This window comes from Glaciihabitans sp. UYNi722 (assembly GCF_040549465.1).
Classification (GTDB): Bacteria; Actinomycetota; Actinomycetes; order Actinomycetales; family Microbacteriaceae; genus Lacisediminihabitans.
This window is the reverse complement of the sequence record NZ_JBEPTL010000007.1, coordinates 32,543-53,497: the sequence shown is the minus strand read 5'-3', so window position 1 is coordinate 53,497 and position 20,955 is coordinate 32,543. Positions and strand designations below refer to the sequence as shown.

Here is a 20,955-nt window from a genome sequence, read left to right as displayed (position 1 = left end):
CACGCCCCGATCGGAGAAACCATGGCTGCCACAGCCCCGCACGCAGACCTCACCGGATGGAAGCGCGCCCCGTTCACCGGTGCCGGGTTCACCTACGACTGCTTCGAGAAGGGCGACGGGCCGGGCGTCGTACTGATACCGGAGATCCCGGGCATCACCCCCGAGGTTCTCGGACTCGCCGAGTACCTCGTCGCGGAGGGATTCACCGTGGTGGTTCCGTCACCGTTCGGCGAGCCGGAGAAGCCCGCAACCGTCGGCTATACGATGCGCGTGGTTTCGAGGCTCTGCGTCTCGTCGGAGTTTCGCGCATTCACCGCTAACGCCCACCGACCGATCACCGACTACCTGCGCGCGGTCGCCGCCGATCTCGCCTCCCGCACCCCGGCATCCGGCGTCGGGGTCATCGGAATGTGTTTCACCGGCGGCTTCGCCCTCGCGACCGCCGTCGACGACTCGGTGCTCGCCTCGGTGCTGAGCCAGCCGGCAGTGCCGTTCCCCCTCGGGCGCGCACGACTGTTGGACCCTGGCATGTCAGCCGCCGAGTTCGATCGCGTGGCCGAACGCGCGAGCGAGGGTGCGGTGTGCGCGATGGGACTGCGATTCAGCGAAGATATGGCCTCTCCCCGCGCCCGCTTCGACACCCTCAAGAACAGACTCGGCGACGCCTTCGAGGTGATCGAACTGGATTCCTCACCCGGCAACGCGGGCGGTTTCGCGAAGGGCGCACACGCGGTGCTCACCAATGAGCTGCGAGAGGTGGATGGTCATCCGGCCTTCGAAGCACGCGCGAAAGTCGCCGCTTTCCTGCGCGGGCAGCTCACTCCTTCGGTGGCTTGAGCTTCTTCGTCGACGCAGCCTCCCTCGTCGGCGCAGCCTCGTAGTCGATGCGATGCGAGTTCTGGGCGTCCCCGCGCGGAGCCGCAGTCTTCAATAGTGACGCGGGCCGCAGTGAGCCGCGGCCGAAACGCGCGCTCACGGCATCCATGGTGTCTTCCGCCTCACGCCAGACCTCGTCCTCGTCCCAGAGGCCGAACTGCTGGTCGTCGCCAGCGCTGAGTTGCTCCACGCGCACGCCGATCAATCGCACGGCGCCGTGGTTGCCGAGCGCGTCGTGGATCGAGCGCACCTCCTCGTAGATGCGCCGACCAAGGTCTGTCGATTCGGCGAGGGTGCGCGACCGCGTGAGGGTGCTGAAGTCGGCGTAGCGAAGCTTGAGCACCACGGTGCGCCCCACCCAGCCGGCTGTGCGCAGCCGCACGGCCACCGCGTTGGACTGGCGAAGCAGTTCGCGCCGCAGCAACTCCGAATCGACAGTGTCGACCTCGAAGGTCACCTCGTGACCGACGCTCTTCTCCACGGCCCGCGGGTTGACCGAGCGCGGATCGATGCCGTTCGCGAGATCGTGCAGCTTGCGACCGGATGCCTCCCCCACAGCTCGCTGAAGGGCACCGAGCTGGCTGTGAGCGATGTCACCGATCGTGTGCAGCCCGCGACGCGTCAGGGATTCCTCGGTCGCCGCACCGACGCCCCAGAGCGCACTGACCGGAAGCGGATGCAGGAAGGCCAGGGTGTCCGCAGCAGGCACCACCAGCATGCCGTCGGGTTTCGCCCGCCCGGAGGCCAGTTTCGCGACGAATTTGGTGGATGCTGCGCCGACCGAGCAGGTGAGTCGTGTCTCCTCCTGCACGCGGCGACGCACCAGCGCGCCGACGTCGGCGGGCGACCCGATCACCCTACGGGCGCCGGCGACGTCGAGGAAGGCCTCGTCGATACCAAGGCGTTCGACCAGTGGCGTGACGTCGTCGAAGATCTCCATGACTTTCTGGGAGTAGTAGCGGTATTTCTCGAAGTGCGGTTCGAGCACGATCGCCTTCGGACACATCCGCAGCGCCTGCGACAGCGGGATCGCCGAACGCACGCCGAACTTGCGGGCCGGATAGTTGGCGGCGGTCACCACTGATCGCGCCGAGCGGCCGGCCACCACGACAGGCAGGTGGGCGATCTCCGGTCGATCGAGCAGTTCTACAGAGGCGAAGAACGCGTCGAGGTCGACGTGCAGGATCGTGGCGGTGCTGCTGTCTACGGAGGTGGCGCTGACCTGCCGGTTGCTGCCGTCCTGTTTGCTCATCCCGAAGGCAATCTACCCGAGGCTTCGGACATCCTCGCCCACCATCGGCAGCAGGCCGAGCCGGGCGAGTCGTCGCCTGGCCGCGACCTCGCTCGTCGAGCTCGTGCCGAGGATCTTTCCAGCGAGCGCCAGCACTGCCCGGGTCGCCGTGATGGCTGGCCACCACGGTCGTCTCAACCCCAGAAGCCTGCGATAGTCGGCAGGGATCGACGCGACGGCTCCGGCGAACAGGATGCGATAGGCAGGCATCATCCCCCTGGTGAGCCCTGGACTGCGGATGAACCTCACGGCCTCCGCCACCCGCTCGTCGCTCTTCAGGATGCCGGCCGTGCGGAAGGCATCCAGCTGCGAACGCAACTCGGCCTCGGACGCGGGCGGGTCGACCACGCCGATCAGTTCGCCGGCTTTCGTCCATTCTCGAACGTACTGGTCGGCACCGCCGGGGATGCGTCCGCCCCAGATCATGTGGCTACCGAGGAAGGCATCAGTGAAGACCACATGAACCCAGGAGAGCAGTTCTGGATCGCCGGCGGAATATGACCTCTCGACACCCTGTGCGTCGAGATAGGTTCCCGTGACCCTGTCGTGAAAACGACCGACCCGCGTCGATTCGCGAACCGCCATCGCGGTGTCGGAGAAAGTCACGCCGATCAGCCACTGGATCGTGCCGGAGAGTCGCCCGAGGGGGTCCTCCCGGTACCGGGACCAGTCGTGTACACCGGCCATCGCACCGGGATGAAGCGTCTGCATCAAGAGCGCACGGATGCCGGCGACCAGGGTCGGCATCCCACCGTGAACCGCCCAGGCGGCCGACCCGACACCGAAGAACCCGGCATCGTCGCCCTTCTCGATCTGGGCAACCCAGTCCGGACGCCCGTTCGCACTGCCGGTGAAGGCGGAGAGCATTCGAGATCTCACCCCTGGCGCGAAACTGGTCACGCTTCGACGCTAACCCCTCTTGCTGGGAGAGCAGCCCGTCACTTGCGGTCGGCGAAAGCCTGCCGTCGCTGCCTGATGGCGCGAACGGTCTTGAACAGCGGATAGATCACCAGGAAGACGATGATCGGCGCACGAAGAGCCGGGCTGCGGATGCCGTGCCTGGCATAGGTGCGATCGAAACGCAGCGCGTAGTAGGCGTAGTCGCGTGGCGAATCCTCGAGTCGACGCGCGGACATCCCGCTCACCATCTTCGGCACATAGGCCACACGAAAAGCATGGCGGGCGAGATGCACCGAGAGGTCGATGTCTTCGTGCAGCTCGTCGTCCTGGTCGCGACAGACCTCGAGCCGCACTGCTTGCCACGCCTCCCGGCGGATAGCCATATTGCTGCCGAAAAGGAAGTGGTATTCACGACTGAGCTTGAGAACCAGCTGGCGGAGGGTGTCATCCGCTTTAAGACCGAAACGACGCAGCGGCATGTCGTAGTAGAGCACCGGGCCGGTGGATGCCGCGACAGAGGGGTCTTGGAACGCCTTCTGCACCTCCTCCACCCAGTTCGGTTCGATGATCGAGTCGGCGTCGATGCGCCCGAGCACTTCGCCCTGCGCGTGGTCGAGCCCGAAGTTGCGTGTGGGAACGAGGCCCTGCTCCTCGTTCTGCTGCAGGTAGATGATCGGGGCGTCGGGATATTCGACCTGCACCGCGTGCACGATCGCAGCCGTGCCATCCGTAGACCTGTTGTCGACCACGATGATCTCGCTCGCGGGAACCGTCTGGAGAATGGCGGCCAGAAGACAGGGCCGGATCGTGGCCTCTTCGTTGTAGGCGGGTATGACAATCGATACCGTTGCGCCAGTAATCAACATCAGGCTAAATCTATCCGGCCAGCCGATTTTCACCAGCCCCAGATTGAGCGAGCACCGAAAGGTAGAGGTCGAAATACAGTCTCTAGCCGAGGTGGGCGTGCATCCAGGTGATCGGATTGACCGGGTTGGTTCCGCCGGCGCGAATCTCGAAGTGCAGGTGTGCGCCCGTGCTGGCTCCGGTGCTTCCGACCAGTCCGACCACTTCGCCCGGATAGACGTAGTCGCCGACCTTGAGCGGCATGGAACCGACCTGCATGTGGCCATAGGCACTGACCACGACCTGCCCATCGATCACGTGCTGGATCGCAACATGGATGCCGAGGGCCGCCCAGCCAGGCGCGTCCGTCTCCACGACCACACCGGCCCCGATCGCGTGCACCTGGGCTCCGTAGCCCGGGTCGAAGTCAGCGCCCTCGTGATTGCTCGAACAGCCAGCGCACGGCGAGACCCGCGGGCCGAATCCGTCGCTGATCGGCGTGCTCGGGTCGACGGGCCAGACCAGTGGCGGCGGCGAGGTCACGCTGTAGGCGTCCCTGGCGATCACCGTATCGGCAACGCTCGTGGCTACGTCAGCGAGGACGACGGGCGCAGTTTTCTGCGACACGGCCGTGTCAGAGCTGGCTGCCGTGATCGTGTCCGGTACCGAGAAGGCCTGCAGTCGGGGTGCCTTCACAGCGGTGACTTCGAACGAGTGCGCGTAGGCGGGAACGGCGAAACCGGCACCGAGCGCGACCGCGAAGACGGCGGCGATGACCGCGACGAAACGACGCACCGAGCGCACGAGCGAGAGGTTACGGAGGTTGCGAACGGACCGGCCGTTGAGGCCCGGAAGGTGCGCCGCAGTAGGGGCTGCATGGATCGGGGCGTGCGTGGACGCACGGGGAGGAAGGGTAGGCAAGCGAGGTTCTCCGGATTACTGCGGGAGCGCTAGGGCACAGGCACAGGCGGCAAGCACACATCATCGAGCTTGGGGACGGTGGGTTCCCCGATATGAGGGGGAAACCGAGGCCGATCGGGTTTCACATCAGGTGGAAATACTCGCACCGATGAAACGTCATACTGACGGCTCTCATCGACTACCCTCGAACATCAACCTCCGTATCCCCTGTGAAGGAGGGGAGGATAACTCAGCGCGCGAAGTGTTCGCCCTCATTCGGCGAGCAGCACGAGGAGCTTCTGTACGGTGTTCCAGTTGCGCGCCGTGACCGGCGAATCGAACTGTTTCCAGAACGATTTCGGTACCTTCGTCTGGAGGCTGCCATCGGGCATCCACTGGTAGATCGCGGCGGCGCCGACCGCCAGCACCTCGGGGGCGAGAGCCGCGGCATCCGGAGCCTGAAGGTTCTTCGGAAGGTCCGCGATGAAGGTCACGAACGATTTCGAACCGTCCGTGGCGATGTCGAGAAGCGGGTTGGCTGACGCGATCGCGGCAAAGTCTGCGGCGGAAAAGACGAGCACGCTGGATTGGACACCGGTTGATTTCAGAATGGCCGCCTCGATGGATGCCGCAGCGCCCGCAGGCACAGTGCGCTTCGATGAGAACACCACGTTTCCGCTGCGCAGCACTGTCGCGACCCTGTCGAAGCCGAGGTTCTCAAAGACTGTCGCGAGCTCCGCCATCGACACGGACTTCGCCGTGCCCACGTTGATCCCGCGGAGCAGTGCGACGTTCATGGCCATTCCTCGAGGGTACCGGCGACGTGCCTGCAGACCCAGCCGGTTAATATTTCGTAAAATTTGTGACACGTCACCTATTTTCGGAATAGTTTCTGGATTTATGCGATTGCATAGAGCTATGACCAATCTCACTGACACGCATCCGGACTATGTGGCCGGCACCTGGAAACTCGACCCCGCCCACTCCGAGGTGTCCTTCACCGTCAAGCACCTCAAGATCAGCAAGGTGCGCGGCACATTCGAGACCTTCGACGCCACCATCGTCACGGCCGCGGATCCCAAGGACAGCACCATCGAGGCGACCATCGACGTCGCGTCGGTGAACACCAAGCAGAAAGACCGCGACGCGCACCTGCGCACCAGCGACTTCTTCCTCGCCGAGGAGCACCCCACCATCAAGTTCGTCTCGACCAGTGTCGAAGCCGACAGCGACGACTTCACCGTCGTAGGCAACCTCACGCTTCGTGGCGTAACCCTCGCGGTGACCCTCAAGGGCGAATTCGGTGGCATCGTCACTGACGGCTACGGGCAGACCAAGGCGGGCGCCACCGCGACCACCACGATCAACCGCCAGGACTTCGGCGTCAGCTGGAATGCAGCCCTCGAGGCCGGTGGCTTCACGCTCGGCGACGACGTGACCATCACGCTCGACCTCCAGGTCGTTCTGCAGAAATAGTCCACACGACAACCACGGGGCTCTCGCCACAGCGAGGGCCCCTTTTTCGTACCGCCGGTCGTGAGGATCGGCTAGCGGTGTTGCTCGAGCTCGTGGTCGGCGTGCTCCTCCGGCTCCAGCTGGAAGGTCGAGTGTTCCACATCGAAGTGTTCGGAGAGGCACTCGCTGAGCGAGTCGAGCAGCGTGTCCGTGCGGTTCTCGCTGAACACTCGTCGCTCCACCACGACGTGGGCCGAGAAGACGTTCGACCCCGGTGTGATCGACCAGACGTGTACGTCGTGCACAGAGACCACGCCCTCCTTGGCCAGCACGTGTTCACGGATCAGCGCGACGTCCGTGCCCCGCGGCGTGCCCTGGCTGAGTACCCGCAGCACGTCCCGCAGCAGACTCACCGCTCGCGGCAGAATGAGGGCCGCGATCACGAGGGAGGCTATCGAGTCCGCACGTTCGAAACCGGTGAGCAGGATGACGATGGCCGCGACGATGACCGCGAGCGATCCGAACAGGTCGCCGAGCACCTCGAGATATGCGCCGCGCATGTTGATCGAGTCCTTGGCACCGCCGCGCAGCACGAGCAGGCTCGCCGTGTTGGCGATGGCGCCCACCACGGCCACCACGAGCATCAGCGGCGCCTGCACCCCGCCTGCGCCAGCGCTCGCCAGCCTTTCGATGGCTTCGACGAGGATGAAAACGACGACCGCCAACAGGATCGCCGCATTGATGAAAGCGGCGAACACCTCAGAGCGGCGGTGGCCAAAGGTCTGCGCATCGGTCGCAGGACGCGCGGCGATGATCGTGGCGACGAGGGCAACGACCAGCCCGGTGAGATCCGAAAGCATGTGGCCTGCATCGGCAAACAGTGCGAGCGACCCGGAAACCAGTCCGCCGATGATCTCGACCACCAACACAACGGAGACGATGCCGATCGCGATGCCGAGGCGCGACCGATTGGCGCTTCCCGCTGGCCCGTCGAGGCCGTGAGAATGCGCGTGATCGTGTCCGCGCGAGTCGCTCATCACTACAACTCTAAGAACGCCGGGGCGGCGCGGCCAGCATTTCGGCTAGTCGGGAATGAGCACCGTTCTCAGCACGGCCCGACGACCCCGTTTCAGACCGGGAAGACCAGCAACGTGCTGCTCGCGGTGGCGATCAGCTTGCCATTCGAATCGTGCACGGTCCCCTCGGCGAATGCGGCACGACTACCCGGTTTAGTGACGATTCCCACGGCGGTGAGCTGGCCGGTATCCGCCATCACCGGTCGGAGATAGCTGACCTTGATCTCGAGCGAGGTGTAGGCCTGGCCATGCGGAAGCGTGGTCTGCACGGCACAACCGAGCACCGAGTCAAGAAGGGTGCACACCAGGCCACCGTGCACGGTACCGATCGGGTTGTAGTGCGACTCATCGGGGTCGCAGGTGAAGGTGACCCGGCCCACTTCGGCCGATACCGCTCGCATCTTCATCAGCGTGACAATCGGAGGAGGCGGAACAGAACCGTCGATGAGCGCCTGGATGTAGTCGAGCCCCGACATCGTGCGGGCCAGCTTCGCCCCGATCAGCGGATCCTCCCAGGTCATCGTCCTGGTGCGTTCGCTGTCGGATATCTGTGCGTCGTTGCTCATTGGCGATCCTTTCCCAACTGCCAGCCTAGGTCTCGGGATAACGTGTGAACTGCACGGAAGGCGTAACGGATGTTCGCGAGCGAAAGTCCTTCGAGGGACGAAGCACAGCGGCTGCTCACCGACCCCGAAATGCTCGCGCGACTGCGGGACATATACCGCGGACGGCATGATGTGGCGGATGCCCTGTGGTGGCGAGCCAATCCTGGTGCGGCGTCACCCATGGGGCGTCCCGATCCGTCCGACGCTCTTGACCCGCTGCGACGAGCCGTGTTCTCTCGCGAAGGTGCTTCGGCGACGATGGTGGAGACAGACGATCCGCTCACCGGCGAGCGGGTGCAGATCACCAAAGACGCGTTGTCCCTGCGAATGGCGGAGCGCACGATCCGGGACGACGATCGTGCACTGGACGAAGCGATCCTGGCGTTTCATCCGCCCACCGCCGGTGCCGCCGAGGCAGCGGCCGCCACGGAACCGCCGACGCAGGAGGCAACCGACGATAGTCCGCCACAGGATCGTCGAAGAACCGCTCTTGTCGTGCTCGGAGTCGCCGTCCTCCTGGTTGTCGGGTTCGCCGCCGGCCGCTTTCAGCCCGCTCCGCCTCCCCCCATAGCCGCGGCTCCGAGCGGCGATGCGCTGAGCGTGTTCAACAGGGCTCAGGGGCCCGTCGACGCACCGTCGATCGACCTCGGTTTCGACATCCGCGCCGAGACCACTCGCTCGCTCGGCCAGTTCGGCGACCCCATCCAGAACATCTACGGCTCACGCACCGACTCCGGCCTGCTCTGCCTCTCGGTACTGCTGGCAACCGGGGCCTCCGCCACCACCTGCAGCACCGTGGCGCAGTTCAGGCGCGATGGTCTTCGCCTGCGCATCACCACCACGGATGTCGTGCAGAACACCGACCCGGAGGGTGTTACTGCCCCCGCTTTCTACCAGTACTACTGGTCGAACGACGGTGCGCTCTCCGGAAGCTCCAACACCTCCCTGTTCTCCTTGTCATCCTTGCGGTTCGCCACCGCCGGCTTCTGGCACATTCCCGCCCACACCACCCCGTAGATTGACACTGCAAACATCGAGTTTGTCCGGCGATCACCCGTGAGGGTGACGGTTAGTCCTGAACAATGTCAAGAGAGCCCGGCATTGGCGCAGGCCGGCGATGAATCCTCCGTTCGGGACGTCTGATTGTGACGGTGTCGTTCTTGTCACGGGGGCGAATTCGGGGCTCGGTTTCGCGACTGCGCGCATTATCGCGTCGAGGTCTGCCCGAAGTGCCGTGATTCTCGCGTGCCGGAATATGGCCAAGGGTGTCGAGGCTGAACGAGCCATAACCGAGGCCACCGGCAATACCAGGGTTCGTGCGATGCGGCTGGATGTTTCTTCGATGTCGTCGGTGCGGGAGTTCGTAGCACAGTGGGTCACTCAGCCAGAGCCGCCGATCGACGCCGTGATCTGTAATGCCGGCATCGCAGGAGGCAGTGGTCCGACCGCCGACGGTTTCGATCCGGTCTTCGCGACGAATCATCTGGGGCATTTCTTGCTGACCAATTCACTGCTGAATTCGATGTCTCCGACCGCAAGAGTGATCTCTGTCTCGAGCGACATGCATCAGCCACCCGGCCCGCGGCTGACCTGGCTCGGCGCCGAGGCGTTGGCGTAGCCAGGTCAGCGGGCGAGCATCAGGGCTCGCCGGTATTCCTATTCCAAGCTCTGCAATCTCTACTTTGTTTCTGAGCTTTCGAGTCGTCTTCGAGCCGAGCACTCGGGCATCACCGCAGCCGCATTCAACCCCGGCCTGATGACAGAAACGAATTTCGCCGCGACGCCGCGGCTGGTTGGTGGTCTGCTCAGGCGAGTGTTTTCGGCACGGGTCGGTAGCCTTGACACCTCGAGTAACGCGCTCGCGAATCTGGCTACCGCAACTCCCCGATTGCCGCTTGACGGTCGCTATTTCGATCGCACCGATGTAACCGACGCGCGATCGTCAGAGCTTTCGTACAACGAACAGAACGCGCGCGAGCTCTGGCGGTTCAGTGCTGCTGTCACCCGGCTGGGGCTTTGACGGCGACATCGCGTCAGGGCTCGAGCCCGCGCAACCGGATTCGGTCTTCAGCCTGAAATATCTTTGCGGCTGAACCACCAGGCCGCCCCCGTTCCGAGCACCAGCGCCCAGATCAGGCCAGAGAGCACCGATGCGGCCACTGGCGCGAGATCTGTGGGCGCAGTGAGGAACTGATTGAATGCGGTCGAGTAGTGCGTCGGCAAAATAATGCGGAGGTCGCCCAGTGTGGGGATCGAATCGAGCAGGCGCGACAGGATCGAGACGAGCACGACACCGCCGGCTGCCGCGAGAGGCGAGTTGGCTACGACCGTCAGAAGGGTACCGAGACCGGCCGCCCAGAGCATACCGGCGGCTCCGGTCGCGGTGGCCAGGCCGATTCGGCCGAGCGAGTCACCGAGCCCGAGCAGCGGGCCTCCCGGTATTTGGATGCCGCCCGGCCCGTACGAGATGATGCCGACGACGAGAGCAACCACGGTCAGCGCGATGAGGCCGGCGGCCAAGAGGGCCGACGATACGGCCACCTTCACTCCCAGCAGTCGGAGCCGCGGTACTGGAATGGTGAGCAGGTATTTGAGCGTCGAACGCGATGCTTCGCCGGCGATCATGTCGCCGAAGAGCAATGCGGCGATCAGCGTGATCAGAAACCCCTGAGTCAGTTCAAGTACGAACCCGGTAAAGGTGCCCCCGCTCACTTGCGCGAGCGCGACGAGGCTCGTCGCCGAGGTGCCGCCACCACCACCGCCGCTACTCGTGCTTGTCGGCGGCCCGCCGAAGAGAAGTGCGACTCGCACGATGACGGGCAACAGCACGAGGATGATCAGCACGATGCGCACACGCCACTGACTCAGCTGACGTGCCAGCTCCACTCGGAACGGCATCGTGCCGCGTCGCCGTTCCGAGCCGGGCGCGATTGTGCCGGTGCGGTCGGTGGTTGCAGCCGTGCTACGAGTCACGGTGTTGTGCCCGCTCATGCTGACGGCTCCGTGGCACCGATGAGAGACAGGAATGCTTCTTCGAGGTGGCGACCGCGCTGCATGTCGGTCACGCCGACGCCAGCCTCGACGAGCGCAACGATGACCTCATCAACCCGGTGAACGCCAGGCGCAACCCTGATTCCCTGCGGCTCGTGGGCCTCGGCGCGGTCGACGCCCAGGGCGAGCATGGCCGTAAGTGCGGTTTCGATGTTGGTGACGCCGATCACTAACTCGTTTGCGTCGCCGGCGATGTCGCCTACTTCACCCGTCGCGACCACCCGGCCGTGTGACATCACAACGACGTGAGTGCAGGTGAGCTCGACTTCTCCGAGTAGGTGCGATGAGACGATCACGGTTCGGCCTCCTTCGGCGTAGCCGCGCAGCACGCCGCGCAGGGCGGTGATCTGCGGCGGATCGAGCCCGTTGGTTGGCTCGTCGAGAATGAGAAGATCCGGCATCCCGAGCATGGCTTGAGCGATGGCCAGGCGTTGACGCATGCCTTGGCTGTACCCGCGTACGGGTTTTGCGAGGGCACCGCCGAGGTCGGCGACCGCGAGTGCCTCCTCGAACCGTGCGTCGCGGCGTGGCCGGCCGGTCGCCGCCCAATACAGCTCGAGGTTGCGGCGCCCTGAGAGATGTGGCAGAAAACCGGGCCCCTCGATAAAGCAGCCGATTCGCGAAAGCACCGGGGCGCTCGGGCCGATTGAAGCACCGAACGAGGTGGCAGTTCCGGCGTCGGGTCGGACGAGGCCGGCGACCATGCGCAGTGTGGTGGTCTTGCCGGCACCGTTCTCGCCGAGAAGGCCGAGTACCTGACCGCGTTCGACGGTGAAAGACACGTCATCGACCGCGATAAATCCCGAGCGAAAGCGCTTCGTCAGGCCTCGGATCTCAAGCGGAGGCGCTTCGCGCACGTCTCGGCCCTCGAGGTCGACGGCGGTGTCTGCAGCGGCCTGGGGGGATGCGTTGACCCCAGTCGAGTCGGTGAGTGTATCTGTGGTGGTCGGAGCACCGTCGGCGACCTGGGGGACGCATCTGCTGCGCACCAGGGCGATCACGATCAGCACGATCCCCGCCAGCAGGGTCGCCGCGATGCCGATCAGTACGCCGATCGGCGGTAGCCCGGCATTTTGGGCGGTCGCTGCTGCGGCAACGGTTGGCAAGCTGATCGGTCCGTCGACCGCGACCAGGTAGGCGGCAGGGTTCGTCGCGCCTTCGAATTGCGAATCGGTAGTGCGGATGGTCAGGGTCACCCGGTCTCCGGGGGTGAAGCTCCACGCGGTGGCGGGCAGCGTCACCGTCACATTGGCCCCCGCTGTCGGCAGAGTCACCCTGATCGGCGCAACTCCGCCGGGGAGCGCACGCATCGAGTCTCCTGTACTCACCGAGAGCTGGGCGTACAGCAGGGCATCTGTTGGCGTGGTTGTCCCCGGGGCCGGGGTGACGCGCAGGTGCGCTGTGGCGGCGCCGGCCAGTACGATCGGATCGGTCAGCGCAGCCGATACGAATTGTGCCTGCTCAGCCGGGGAATTGGCTGCGCCGAGCAGCCCGATGGCGGCACGACCCGCGACGCTGCTTGTGTCGAGACCGGGCAGGCCGGTGACAGAGGCCGGTTGCCCGCCTGGTGGATTGATGATGGTTGCCTCGGGGCCTGCGAGGGCGATCTGCTGGCCGGCACCCACACCGTCAAGGCCGGGGTAACCCGGCGTCGTAATGGTCTGGCCGAAGGCTGTGGCGCTTGGGGGTACCGCGTAGGTAAACGTCGACGGCACCGGCAGGTTCGTCTTCACATGGTCGGCCAGCCACGACTGGATGATCGTGTCGGTGCCCGCGATGCCGCCGCCGTCATGACCGCCATTGAACCACTGCACCTGAACCGGGGCGCCAGCCTTCGCTAGCTGTTGTTCGTTCGCATTCGCCTGGTCGAGCCCGAACAAATTGTCTTGCAACCCCTGCAAGAGAAGCGTCGGTGCGTGCATGCCTGAGAGCACCGTCGACGGCGACGATCGGGCCAGCAAAGCCCGGTCAGCGGTGCTCGGTTGGGCACCTGAGATGAGATTCTGATATAGCGCGCAGAACGCGGGAGTGAATCGCCCGCACGGGTCGGTTGGTGTGATGCCGGCAGCGAATAGACGCGAGCCCCACCCCGACTTGAAGTCGCGCAGCAAGGCCTGACCAGATGAACCCGATCCTGCTGAAGCTGATCCCGCGGGCGCCGTCACGGTACCCGCAGAGCCCGGCATCAGCGCCTGCGCGAGGTCGTTCCAGGTGATGGCGGCGACTACGGTGTCGATGCGGGGGTCTGTCGCGCCGAGCATCAATGCGAGAGCGCCGCCGTATGATCCGCCGACTGCGCCCAGGACAGGGTCGCCGTTCTGCTTGTGTACGGTGGGCTCACTCGCCAACACGTCAACGAGTGCCCGGGCATCCGGAACCTCGCCGTCGAGCGAATCGAGCCCGATCGAGCCACCGGATTGACCGAAACCGCGGGCGGTGTAGGCGAGTACCACGTAACCGGCGGCTTGTAGCTTTTTTGCCTCGGGGGCGAGATCGGTTTTTGTCTGCCCGAAACCGTGCGCGAGCAGCACGGCCGGCGCGGGGGTCGTGGCGGGGGTATAGAGGTCGACGTCGAGTTTGATGGTCGTGGTGCTGCCTGGCGATTCAGGCACCGGTACGAAGAACGAACGAACCTGGCCGGCCGACGCGGTGCTGGCTGATGGGTTGCCGCGTGGCGGGTTCGCGGCAAGAGCGGCCGTCGCGCCAGCCGTAAGCGTGAGGGTGGCGGCGGCTGTGAGCATGAGCAGTGCCGCGAGCGGTTTTCGAAGCACGCCGCGTGTGCTGGTACCGCCGACTCGGCTTGGTAGATTGGCACGCCTCATGGTTAGCCCCTGTTATCGACGGCTAGATGCTGTCGAGCACAGCGACGGTTTTGTCGTCGAGGTGAATGTCGCCCGCGGCCACATTGGCTTCGAGATGGTCGAGGTCCGCGGTTCCGGGAATGAGCAGCGTGTTCGGTGTGTGCCGAAGCAGCCAGGCGAGCGCTACTTGCGACGGGGTGCAGCCGAGTCGTTGTGCAGCGTCTTCTACCGCCGGTTCGTTGGTGGCCTTGGGGAGGGTCGGGAGTGCGCTGCCGAGCGGAAAAAATGGTACCCACGCGATACCCTCGCTGACGCACAGATCCAGAAGGTCTTCGTCACCCCGCGCGACGAGGCTGTACGCATTCTGCACACACACGATTCCCGCGGGTAACGCATGCCGAACTCGATCGAGGGTGACGCTGCTGAGCCCGATCCCACCGATCTTGCCTTCATCTCGCAGGGCGATCATCGTGGCGAGTTGGTCGTCGAAATCGACGACCTGGTCACCTTCAGCGAGCACCCGCGAGTTGTTCTCGGCGCGCCTGAGGTTGACCAGGGGAATTCGGTCGAGACCGAGGCTGGTGAGATTGTTTTCGACGCTTGCGCGCAGCTCTTCGGGTCGCTGGGCCAGCCGCAACGGGGGTCGGCCGTCAGGGTTCGGTTCAGCTCCTACTTTGCTCACGATGAGCGCATCGTCTGCGGGGCTGAGCGCTTGCCGCAGCACCGAGTTGCTGAATCCGTTGCCGTAGAACTGGGCGGTGTCGAAGTGATTTACTCCGAGATCGACCGCGCGGCGCACCAGGGTGATTGCTGCCGCACCGTCGCCGCGCAGGCGTTCGAGTTGCATTGCGCCGTAGCCCACTCGGGAGACGACACGCCCAGCGAGAGAGAGTGAGCCGCCCGGATGCGGCCGTTCGCCCGCGATGCCAGGTGTTGATACGGGAGTGTCAGGGGACATCGACGGGCATCCTTATGCGATGATGAGGCAACCGGAGGTTCCTCCAGTGCACCTAATCTAGCATGAGCGGAGGCGTCTCCACTTGACCGAGTCGGATCTGAGAATCACAGAAACTTTCTCCGCGAGCTGCGGGCAAGCCGAACGCCCTCTCCGTGCTGATGCTCAACGCAATCGTGAGCGCGTCATCGAGGCCGCTCGGGCCGCGTTCGCCGAGAGCGATTCGGTTCCGCTGGAGCACATCGCACGCGAGGCCGGGGTCGGAATCGGCACTCTGTACCGGAATTTTCCGAACCGTGAATCACTGCTCGAAGCCGTTTATGCCGCCGAGCTCATCAGCGTGACCACGAACGCAGAGGATCTTCTTGCGCGTTACGCGCCAGAGCAAGCCCTTCGGGCATGGATGGCGCGCTACGCAGAGTTCATCGCAGCGAAGCGGGGCCTTCTGCCTGCCCTGAAAGCGGGCTCACCGACCGGGCGGCGCACAAATACACGCGAGCGAATAGTTGCTGCAATCGATACGATCGCGGCGGCAGGTGTGAGTTCAGGTGTGTTTCGTTCCGACGTCGATTCAGACGACATCGCGACCCTGCTGCAGGGCGCGTTCTTTTCAACCACTCGAGACGACGGGCCAGACCGTGTCGCGAGACTTCTCGACCTCATCGTCGACGCGCTCCTTACCGGAGAGCAGTAGCGTGCGGCAACGAAATGGTCCGCGAGTTAGGTGGCACGGAACACCTCTAATCGGAAGCGTCGCACAGGGAATGCGGGAGCGGGCCACGAGCGTTGGGTCAGACACAGCTACGACGATGGGAGCACGACCATGCCAGAGATCCGCGACTGGTTGACACTTCAGAAGCAGGCCCATCGCGAGTTCGCCACCCGGTTGGGCGCGGTCACCGATTGGGATGCCCCGACGCCCGACGCCGGATGGAGCGTGCGCGACCTCGTCAGCCACGTCATCGACGAGCAGCAGCAGGTGCCCCACCTCCTCGCCGGACGCACGGTCATGCAGGCACACCACGCCGCGAAACCCCTGGGCACGGACCTGCGGGCGGAGTGGCGCCTCTACTCCCTCGCCGCAGCCGCAGCCTGGGAAGCCGCTCCGCTCGACGTCACCGTCACCCTCTTCCACGACACCATGACCGTCACCGATTTCTTGCGCGAGCAGGTGAGCGAGGTCGCCATCCACGCGTGGGATCTCGCACGTGCCGTCGGAGCATCGGAACAGCTCGATGACGCGCTGGTGGAAGCGGTCTGGACGGTATTCGAACCACAGCGTGCGACCCTCGCCGCGAGCGGCCTCTACGCGCTGCCGGTGGCGCTGCCCGACGACGCTCCGCTGCAGTCGCGATTGCTGGCCCTTACCGGTCGCGATGACCGCGAGTTGGCCTCCGCTGCCTAAGGAGCAGGCCTAGAAGCCGGCGATCGCGTGGGGCACGTACGGCGCCTCGAGTTCCTCGAATTCATCATTGGTGAGAGCCAATTCGAGAGAAGCCACCGCGTCGTCAAGGTGCGAGAGCTTGGTCGCGCCGACGATCGGCGAGGTCACGGCATCCTGCTGGGCGACCCAGGCCAGAGCAACCTGCGCGCGCGGCACGCCGCGCTTGGTCGCGATGGATGCCACCGCTTCGGCCACTCGGCGGTCGGCGTCTTCGGCCTGCCCGTACAGTGTGCTGCCGAACTGATCGGTCTGGGTGCGGTTGGTCGTGGCATCCCATTCGCGGGTGAGTCTGCCCCTGGCGAGTGGACTCCACGGCAGCACCCCGACACCCTGATCGAGGCAGAACGGATGCATCTCGCGTTCCTCTTCCCGGTTGATCAGGTTGTAGTGGTCCTGCATCGAGACGAATCGTGTCCAGCCGTTCAGATCCGCTGTGTACTGGGCCTGGGCGAACTGCCAGGCGAACATCGACGATGCTCCGATGTAGCGCGCCTTGCCCGCCTTGACGACATCGTGCAACGCCTCCATCGTCTCTTCGATCGGGGTGAGATCCGACCAGCGATGGATCTGGTACAGGTCCACGTAGTCGGTGCCGAGTCGGCGAAGGCTCGCATCGATCTCGTGCATGATGGCGCCTCGAGACAGGCCGGCGCCGTTCGGACCTTGACGCATCCGGCCGTGAACCTTCGTCGCGATGACCGCTTCGTCGCGCGTGGCGTACTCGGCGAGGGCTCGGCCGACGATCTCCTCGCTCGATCCGTCAGAGTAGACGTTGGCCGTGTCGAAAGTGGTGATTCCGAGCTCGAGGGCACGCCGAATGAAGGGGCGACTCTGCTCTTCTGGAAGGCTCCACTCGTGATTACCCCGTGACGGCTCGCCGAAGCTCATACAGCCGAGGGTGATCGCCGAGATCTCGAGGCCGCTGTTTCCCAATCGCTTGTAATCCATGGGGATAAGTCTCCTCCTCGTCAGGGTCGTAGACGACCATCCCGCACGTTCACAGCGCCGCGGCGAGCAAAGCGACGGTCACCGAGCCGCCCTTCGTCGACTGCTCGCCCACCCGCTCGAAACCCAGTCGTGCGTGGAAGGCGAGCGAACCGGGGTTCGGCGGTGAGATGTTGACCTCGCAGGTCACCTCGGTGCGGCCCTCTGCCCTGGCCCGGTCGAAGACGGCGGCGTAGAGCATCCGTCCGAGGCCGCCGCCGCGCGCTTCTTCATCGATCACAATGCGATCGACGTAGAGAAAGTCGGTGCCGCGAGATTCGAAGAAGCGGTAGTTCTCGCTGTCGTAGTCGTTGCCCGGCCGCATGCCGATGACGAAACCCACCAGCTCGTCGGAGGCATCGGTGGCCGCGAAGGTGAAATCCGCCGCGTCGAGCAGCTGGGTCATCTCGGCCACCGGCGTGATCGGTACCGCCGGATAGGCGGCGTCATTGAGTTCACTGAGACGAGGGATGTCGGCGGCCGCAAGCGGGCGAGGGTGCATGTTCACTCACCCATTGTGCCGTGCGGCTACTTCTCCGCCGGAACCAGTATCCAGAGTGCGATGTAGATGAGGAACTGGGGGCCGGGCAAAATGCAGGAGAGGATGAACACCAGCCGCACGATGTTCGGCCTCCAGCCGTAGCGGTGCGCGATTCCCGCGCAGACACCGGCGAACACTCGCCCGGACCGTGGTCGTTTCAATTCAGCCATGATCCAAGGCTGCCAGCGAAATGCGAGGCGCGCGATGGGGTTATCCCCCGAATTTTCCGGCGAAGTGGTCTAATCGGCTCATGCGCCATCACCATATCGCCATCCGCCTCGTGATCATGCTCGTAGTCGGGGTGATCGCGGCGATAGTCACGGGTGCCTTCGGCGAGTGGGTCTATGCACCCACCGTCGGCTGGTGTTTCGCCTCTCTCGTCTACTCCGCGTGGGTCTGGATCTCCATCGGACGTGAGAACCCCGAGCAGACGGCCGCGCACGCCAGCCGGGAGGAGCCGGCCCGTGGAGTCGCCGATCTCATGGTGCTGTTGCTCAGCATTGCGAGCCTGTTCTCGGTGGGATTCGTGCTCGTGAACGCCGCACACGCGCCGGGCGCCCAGAAGGGCATCCTGGCAGGACTCGCCCTGGTGAGCGTGGCGCTGTCCTGGATCCTCCTGCACACCCTCTTCACGCTCCGCTACGCCCGGCTCTATTACACCGCCGAGAAGGGCATCGATTTCAACCAGCCGGACCCGCCGCAGTACACCGACTTCGCCTACCTGTCCTTCACGCTCGGCATGACCTTCCAGGTCTCCGACACGAATATCACCAGTCATCGCATCCGGGTGACCGCACTGCGCCACGCGCTGCTGTCGTTTGTCTTCGGGTCCGTGATCCTCGCCTCGACAGTGAACCTGATCGCCGGCCTGTCGAGCTAGACCGGCTCGGTCGGCTCGACCCGCTCAGTCGGCTCGGTCACGAAATTGGTTCGGTCACGAAGTCGGTCCCGTCACAAAGTCGGTCCCGTCACAAAGTCGATCAGCTGCTCGACCCTGCCGAGCAGCACCGGCTCGAGATCGGCGTAGGTGCGAACCTGTCCCAGGATCCGCTGCCACGCCCTCGCGATGTCCGCCTGTTCCTCATGCGGCCAGCCCAGCGCCTCGCAGATGCCGTGCTTCCACTCGATATTCCGCGGGATCACCGGCCATGCCGTCAGCCCCAGACGCGCCGGCTTCACCCCCTGCCAGACGTCGACGAACGGATGCCCCACCACGAGCACGTGAGCACCGAACGGCCCGCGGGCCACCGCCTCCGCTATCCGGCTCTCCTTCGATCCGGCGACGAGATGATCGACGAGTACCCCCACCCGGCGCCCTGGACCCGGAGCGAAGTTCCTGACGATCGCATCGAGATCGTCCACGCCTTCGAGGTATTCGACGACAACACCCTCGACCCGCAGGTCGGCACCCCACACTTTCTCGACCAGTTCGGCGTCGTGTCGCCCCTCGACGAAGATCCGACTGGGCAGGGCCACCCTGGCTTTCTGGTCGGCGACGGCGAACGAGCCGGACGCGGTGCGCGCCTTTCCCGTCTGCGCGGCGGACGGCGCGCGCAGGATCACCGGCTTGCCCTCGAGCAGGAATCCGGAGCCGAGCGGAAAGACCCGCACCCTGCCGTGGAAGTCTTCGAGGCGCACCAGCTTGCCTTCGATCCCCAGTACCGCGCCGCAGAAGCCTGTCGCAGTCTCCTCGACCACGAGGTCCCTCTCGGCTGCGATAGTGGGCACGACAACCCGGCCGGCGTCACGCCAGTTGCCGGCCAGAGGGTCCTTGTCGTATCGATCGAAAGTCACTCGGCGAGGGTAGCCGCTGTGCTTCGTCGACGCATGACGACTCGCTCAGGCTTCGTCGACGGGAGGTGCGAGTTCCAGGTACTTCTCGTGCACCTGGGCGGAGGGAAACAGACCGTCACCCTCGGCATTCGTCTGGAGTTCGTCGAACTCGACCCACCACATCCGTCCGCCGCCACCGCGACCCCACACCCCGGCGAGCGCAGAGCCGCCTGAGCGCACGATGATGCCGGAGGGTTCGTCGGGCCACGGTGATCGATCGGAACCGGAGGCGTCGCGTACGACGACCTGCGCGCCGACGCCGAAGTCGCTCATCGGCTGACGATCAGCCGCCGAGGCGCTTCAGAACGTGGAACGGGATGGCGATCGACAGCGCGATCGCCACGAGGCCGCCGAAGAACATCACACCCTCGCCGCTGCCCGGCTCGAAGGCATATCCCATCAGCAGGAAGCCGCCGAGGAACAGCGCCATCGAGATGACAAATGCGACGATCTTCACTGTTCCTCCAGGATTCGGATGCGGTACCTCCATTCTACGGAACCATCGGACTGTGGAGACTAGTCCGCAGCTCCCTGGGCCTCGATCGACACGTCATTCCACTCTTCCCAGAGCGCGATACGGCTCGCGTAGTCCGCAGTGGCGATGCCGAGCGGGCCGTCGCCGAAGAAGATCCTCAGAGGCGGGCGATCAGCGTCTACGACCTTGAGGATGGCGCTCCTCGTGGCCACCGGGTCGCCAGGCGTTCCGAGGCGCTGCTGGCGCGCCGCCTGCACCTTCTTACGGAAGTCGGCGTAAGCGGGGTTCTCTTCCGAATGCACGGATGATGAACCGCTCCAGTCGGTGGAGAAACCACCGGGTTCGACCAGCGTGACATTGATACCAAAGTCGGCGACCTCCTGGGCCAGAGACTGCGTGAAGCCCTCGAGCGCCCACTTGGATGCGTGATACAGGCCGACGAGAGGAAAGGCGCTGATGCCGCCGATTGACGACACCTGGATGATGTGGCCACTCCCCTGCTCACGCATAATCGGGAGGGCCGCCTGGCTGATCCAGAGTGCGCCGAAGAGATTGGTCTCCATCTGGGCCCGCGCCTCTTTTTCGGTGACCTCCTCGACGAATCCGAAGTGACCGTATCCTGCGTTGTTGATCACGATGTCGAGACGACCGAAGTGTTCATTGGCCTGGGCCACGGCTGCCGTCGCCGCGGCCTTGTCGGTGACATCCAGCGATAGAGGCAGAACCGCATCGCCGTACTTCTCGACCAGTTCCGACAGGCTGTCGGTGTTACGCGCGGTCGCCGCCACCCTGTCGCCGCGGTCCAGGGCCGCGATCGCCCACTCACGACCAAAACCGCGCGATGTACCAGTAATGAACCAAACCTTGCCAGCCATGTGGCCTCCTTAGACGACAGGTTAAAGCCGCGCTGCCATCCGCGAATTCC

25 protein-coding genes are annotated in these 20,955 nt (G+C 64.8%); 8 read left to right on the top strand and 17 right to left on the bottom strand.

What is annotated here, in order from left to right:
- Nucleotides 1-21: 21 nt before the first annotated feature.
- Nucleotides 22-837, top strand: a complete 816-nt coding sequence (locus ABIB56_RS06935; protein ID WP_354568362.1) for a dienelactone hydrolase family protein — start codon at nucleotides 22-24, stop codon at nucleotides 835-837.
- Here ABIB56_RS06935 and dinB read toward each other — a convergent pair.
- The 5 genes from dinB to ABIB56_RS06910 form a co-directional block, all read right to left on the bottom strand.
- The gene (gene dinB, locus ABIB56_RS06930; RefSeq protein ID WP_354568361.1) at nucleotides 818-2,128 is read right to left on the bottom strand and encodes a DNA polymerase IV; all 1,311 of its coding nucleotides are present in this window, start codon (nucleotides 2,126-2,128) and stop codon (nucleotides 818-820) included. The genes ABIB56_RS06935 and dinB overlap by 20 nt on opposite strands.
- 12 nt (nucleotides 2,129-2,140) lie before the next feature.
- On the bottom strand, nucleotides 2,141-3,067 hold the full coding sequence (locus tag ABIB56_RS06925) for an oxygenase MpaB family protein (RefSeq protein ID WP_502917576.1): 927 nt from the start codon (nucleotides 3,065-3,067) through the stop codon (nucleotides 2,141-2,143).
- Between the two features lie 38 nt (nucleotides 3,068-3,105).
- On the bottom strand, nucleotides 3,106-3,933 hold the full coding sequence (locus ABIB56_RS06920; protein WP_354568359.1) for a glycosyltransferase family 2 protein: 828 nt from the start codon (nucleotides 3,931-3,933) through the stop codon (nucleotides 3,106-3,108).
- Between the two features lie 82 nt (nucleotides 3,934-4,015).
- Entirely contained in the window at nucleotides 4,016-4,831 is an 816-nt protein-coding gene (locus ABIB56_RS06915; protein WP_354568358.1) for a M23 family metallopeptidase, read from the bottom strand.
- Nucleotides 4,832-5,082: 251 nt separating this feature from the next.
- Nucleotides 5,083-5,613, bottom strand: coding sequence for a DUF1697 domain-containing protein (locus ABIB56_RS06910; protein WP_354568357.1), 531 nt, complete (start codon nucleotides 5,611-5,613; stop codon nucleotides 5,083-5,085).
- A gap of 115 nt (nucleotides 5,614-5,728) precedes the next feature.
- On the opposite strand from ABIB56_RS06910, the gene ABIB56_RS06905 reads away from it, so the two are divergent.
- Entirely contained in the window at nucleotides 5,729-6,286 is a 558-nt protein-coding gene (locus ABIB56_RS06905; protein ID WP_354568356.1) for a YceI family protein, read from the top strand.
- A 71-nt stretch (nucleotides 6,287-6,357) separates the two neighbouring features.
- Here the strand turns inward: ABIB56_RS06905 and ABIB56_RS06900 are convergent, their stop codons facing one another.
- Nucleotides 6,358-7,302, bottom strand: a complete 945-nt coding sequence (locus ABIB56_RS06900) for a cation diffusion facilitator family transporter (protein ID WP_354568355.1) — start codon at nucleotides 7,300-7,302, stop codon at nucleotides 6,358-6,360.
- A 92-nt stretch (nucleotides 7,303-7,394) separates the two neighbouring features.
- A complete protein-coding gene (locus tag ABIB56_RS06895) occupies nucleotides 7,395-7,907 on the bottom strand; it encodes a PaaI family thioesterase (protein WP_354568354.1) in 513 nt (170 codons plus the stop codon).
- 69 nt (nucleotides 7,908-7,976) lie between these two features.
- Here ABIB56_RS06895 and ABIB56_RS06890 point away from each other — a divergent pair, with 69 nt between their 5' ends.
- The 3 genes from ABIB56_RS06890 (at nucleotide 7,977) to ABIB56_RS06880 (ending at nucleotide 9,966) form a co-directional block, all read left to right on the top strand.
- Nucleotides 7,977-8,963, top strand: coding sequence for a hypothetical protein (locus tag ABIB56_RS06890; RefSeq protein ID WP_354568353.1), 987 nt, complete (start codon nucleotides 7,977-7,979; stop codon nucleotides 8,961-8,963).
- A gap of 100 nt (nucleotides 8,964-9,063) precedes the next feature.
- Nucleotides 9,064-9,564 (top strand): SDR family NAD(P)-dependent oxidoreductase, encoded by a 501-nt coding sequence (locus ABIB56_RS06885; protein ID WP_354568352.1) that lies wholly within the window; start codon nucleotides 9,064-9,066, stop codon nucleotides 9,562-9,564.
- Between the two features lie 138 nt (nucleotides 9,565-9,702).
- Entirely contained in the window at nucleotides 9,703-9,966 is a 264-nt protein-coding gene (locus ABIB56_RS06880; RefSeq protein ID WP_354568350.1) for a hypothetical protein, read from the top strand.
- Between the two features lie 47 nt (nucleotides 9,967-10,013).
- Here ABIB56_RS06880 and ABIB56_RS06875 read toward each other — a convergent pair whose 3' ends face one another.
- Genes ABIB56_RS06875 through ABIB56_RS06865 form a run of 3 tightly spaced genes read right to left on the bottom strand, consistent with a single transcriptional unit; the run spans nucleotide 10,014 to nucleotide 14,756 of the window.
- On the bottom strand, nucleotides 10,014-10,937 hold the full coding sequence (locus tag ABIB56_RS06875; RefSeq protein WP_354568349.1) for an ABC transporter permease: 924 nt from the start codon (nucleotides 10,935-10,937) through the stop codon (nucleotides 10,014-10,016).
- The gene (locus ABIB56_RS06870) at nucleotides 10,934-13,819 is read right to left on the bottom strand and encodes an alpha/beta fold hydrolase (RefSeq protein WP_354568348.1); all 2,886 of its coding nucleotides are present in this window, start codon (nucleotides 13,817-13,819) and stop codon (nucleotides 10,934-10,936) included. Before ABIB56_RS06870 ends, ABIB56_RS06875 begins: the two co-directional genes overlap by 4 nt.
- 22 nt (nucleotides 13,820-13,841) lie before the next feature.
- Nucleotides 13,842-14,756 carry an aldo/keto reductase gene (locus ABIB56_RS06865; protein ID WP_354568347.1) on the bottom strand — a complete coding sequence of 305 codons (915 nt, stop codon included), beginning with the start codon at nucleotides 14,754-14,756 and terminating at the stop codon, nucleotides 13,842-13,844.
- Between the two features lie 82 nt (nucleotides 14,757-14,838).
- Here ABIB56_RS06865 and ABIB56_RS06860 point away from each other — a divergent pair, with 82 nt between their 5' ends.
- A complete protein-coding gene (locus ABIB56_RS06860) occupies nucleotides 14,839-15,447 on the top strand; it encodes a TetR/AcrR family transcriptional regulator (RefSeq protein WP_354568345.1) in 609 nt (202 codons plus the stop codon).
- A gap of 129 nt (nucleotides 15,448-15,576) precedes the next feature.
- Entirely contained in the window at nucleotides 15,577-16,158 is a 582-nt protein-coding gene (locus ABIB56_RS06855) for a TIGR03086 family metal-binding protein (protein WP_354568343.1), read from the top strand.
- A 9-nt stretch (nucleotides 16,159-16,167) separates the two neighbouring features.
- On the opposite strand, the gene ABIB56_RS06850 is transcribed toward ABIB56_RS06855, so the two are convergent.
- From ABIB56_RS06850 to ABIB56_RS06840, 3 genes are read right to left on the bottom strand one after another with little or no spacing between them, the layout of a single operon-like run.
- The gene (locus tag ABIB56_RS06850; protein ID WP_354568342.1) at nucleotides 16,168-17,145 is read right to left on the bottom strand and encodes an aldo/keto reductase; all 978 of its coding nucleotides are present in this window, start codon (nucleotides 17,143-17,145) and stop codon (nucleotides 16,168-16,170) included.
- A 49-nt stretch (nucleotides 17,146-17,194) separates the two neighbouring features.
- Nucleotides 17,195-17,683, bottom strand: a complete 489-nt coding sequence (locus ABIB56_RS06845; protein ID WP_354568503.1) for a GNAT family N-acetyltransferase — start codon at nucleotides 17,681-17,683, stop codon at nucleotides 17,195-17,197.
- Nucleotides 17,684-17,709: 26 nt separating this feature from the next.
- Entirely contained in the window at nucleotides 17,710-17,892 is a 183-nt protein-coding gene (locus tag ABIB56_RS06840) for a PspC domain-containing protein (protein ID WP_354568340.1), read from the bottom strand.
- An 80-nt stretch (nucleotides 17,893-17,972) separates the two neighbouring features.
- On the opposite strand from ABIB56_RS06840, the gene ABIB56_RS06835 reads away from it, so the two are divergent.
- On the top strand, nucleotides 17,973-18,602 hold the full coding sequence (locus ABIB56_RS06835; RefSeq protein ID WP_354568339.1) for a DUF1345 domain-containing protein: 630 nt from the start codon (nucleotides 17,973-17,975) through the stop codon (nucleotides 18,600-18,602).
- Nucleotides 18,603-18,673: 71 nt separating this feature from the next.
- Here ABIB56_RS06835 and ABIB56_RS06830 read toward each other — a convergent pair whose 3' ends face one another.
- From ABIB56_RS06830 to ABIB56_RS06815, 4 genes are read right to left on the bottom strand one after another with little or no spacing between them, the layout of a single operon-like run.
- Nucleotides 18,674-19,516, bottom strand: coding sequence for a DUF3097 domain-containing protein (locus ABIB56_RS06830; RefSeq protein WP_354568337.1), 843 nt, complete (start codon nucleotides 19,514-19,516; stop codon nucleotides 18,674-18,676).
- A gap of 45 nt (nucleotides 19,517-19,561) precedes the next feature.
- The gene (locus tag ABIB56_RS06825) at nucleotides 19,562-19,828 is read right to left on the bottom strand and encodes a hypothetical protein (protein ID WP_354568336.1); all 267 of its coding nucleotides are present in this window, start codon (nucleotides 19,826-19,828) and stop codon (nucleotides 19,562-19,564) included.
- A gap of 10 nt (nucleotides 19,829-19,838) precedes the next feature.
- On the bottom strand, nucleotides 19,839-20,012 hold the full coding sequence (locus tag ABIB56_RS06820; protein ID WP_354568335.1) for a hypothetical protein: 174 nt from the start codon (nucleotides 20,010-20,012) through the stop codon (nucleotides 19,839-19,841).
- 59 nt (nucleotides 20,013-20,071) lie between these two features.
- On the bottom strand, nucleotides 20,072-20,905 hold the full coding sequence (locus ABIB56_RS06815) for an SDR family oxidoreductase (RefSeq protein WP_354568334.1): 834 nt from the start codon (nucleotides 20,903-20,905) through the stop codon (nucleotides 20,072-20,074).
- Nucleotides 20,906-20,955 lie beyond the last annotated feature (50 nt).

What these genes read in the sequence shown, in the direction of transcription:
- ABIB56_RS06935 (WP_354568362.1), top strand. Translation starts at nt 22, where the DNA reads ATGGCTGCCACAGCCCCGCACGCAGACCTCACCGGATGGAAGCGCGCC.
- dinB (WP_354568361.1), bottom strand. Translation starts at nt 2,128, where the DNA reads ATGAGCAAACAGGACGGCAGCAACCGGCAGGTCAGCGCCACCTCCGTA.
- ABIB56_RS06920 (WP_354568359.1), bottom strand. Translation starts at nt 3,933, where the DNA reads ATGTTGATTACTGGCGCAACGGTATCGATTGTCATACCCGCCTACAAC.
- ABIB56_RS06910 (WP_354568357.1), bottom strand. Translation starts at nt 5,613, where the DNA reads ATGGCCATGAACGTCGCACTGCTCCGCGGGATCAACGTGGGCACGGCG.
- ABIB56_RS06905 (WP_354568356.1), top strand. Translation starts at nt 5,729, where the DNA reads ATGACCAATCTCACTGACACGCATCCGGACTATGTGGCCGGCACCTGG.
- ABIB56_RS06900 (WP_354568355.1), bottom strand. Translation starts at nt 7,302, where the DNA reads ATGAGCGACTCGCGCGGACACGATCACGCGCATTCTCACGGCCTCGAC.
- ABIB56_RS06895 (WP_354568354.1), bottom strand. Translation starts at nt 7,907, where the DNA reads ATGAGCAACGACGCACAGATATCCGACAGCGAACGCACCAGGACGATG.
- ABIB56_RS06890 (WP_354568353.1), top strand. Translation starts at nt 7,977, where the DNA reads ATGTTCGCGAGCGAAAGTCCTTCGAGGGACGAAGCACAGCGGCTGCTC.
- ABIB56_RS06885 (WP_354568352.1), top strand. Translation starts at nt 9,064, where the DNA reads ATGAATCCTCCGTTCGGGACGTCTGATTGTGACGGTGTCGTTCTTGTC.
- ABIB56_RS06880 (WP_354568350.1), top strand. Translation starts at nt 9,703, where the DNA reads ATGACAGAAACGAATTTCGCCGCGACGCCGCGGCTGGTTGGTGGTCTG.
- ABIB56_RS06875 (WP_354568349.1), bottom strand. Translation starts at nt 10,937, where the DNA reads ATGAGCGGGCACAACACCGTGACTCGTAGCACGGCTGCAACCACCGAC.
- ABIB56_RS06870 (WP_354568348.1), bottom strand. Translation starts at nt 13,819, where the DNA reads ATGAGGCGTGCCAATCTACCAAGCCGAGTCGGCGGTACCAGCACACGC.
- ABIB56_RS06865 (WP_354568347.1), bottom strand. Translation starts at nt 14,756, where the DNA reads ATGTCCCCTGACACTCCCGTATCAACACCTGGCATCGCGGGCGAACGG.
- ABIB56_RS06855 (WP_354568343.1), top strand. Translation starts at nt 15,577, where the DNA reads ATGCCAGAGATCCGCGACTGGTTGACACTTCAGAAGCAGGCCCATCGC.
- ABIB56_RS06850 (WP_354568342.1), bottom strand. Translation starts at nt 17,145, where the DNA reads ATGGATTACAAGCGATTGGGAAACAGCGGCCTCGAGATCTCGGCGATC.
- ABIB56_RS06845 (WP_354568503.1), bottom strand. Translation starts at nt 17,683, where the DNA reads ATGCACCCTCGCCCGCTTGCGGCCGCCGACATCCCTCGTCTCAGTGAA.
- ABIB56_RS06840 (WP_354568340.1), bottom strand. Translation starts at nt 17,892, where the DNA reads ATGGCTGAATTGAAACGACCACGGTCCGGGCGAGTGTTCGCCGGTGTC.
- ABIB56_RS06835 (WP_354568339.1), top strand. Translation starts at nt 17,973, where the DNA reads ATGCGCCATCACCATATCGCCATCCGCCTCGTGATCATGCTCGTAGTC.
- ABIB56_RS06825 (WP_354568336.1), bottom strand. Translation starts at nt 19,828, where the DNA reads ATGAGCGACTTCGGCGTCGGCGCGCAGGTCGTCGTACGCGACGCCTCC.
- ABIB56_RS06815 (WP_354568334.1), bottom strand. Translation starts at nt 20,905, where the DNA reads ATGGCTGGCAAGGTTTGGTTCATTACTGGTACATCGCGCGGTTTTGGT.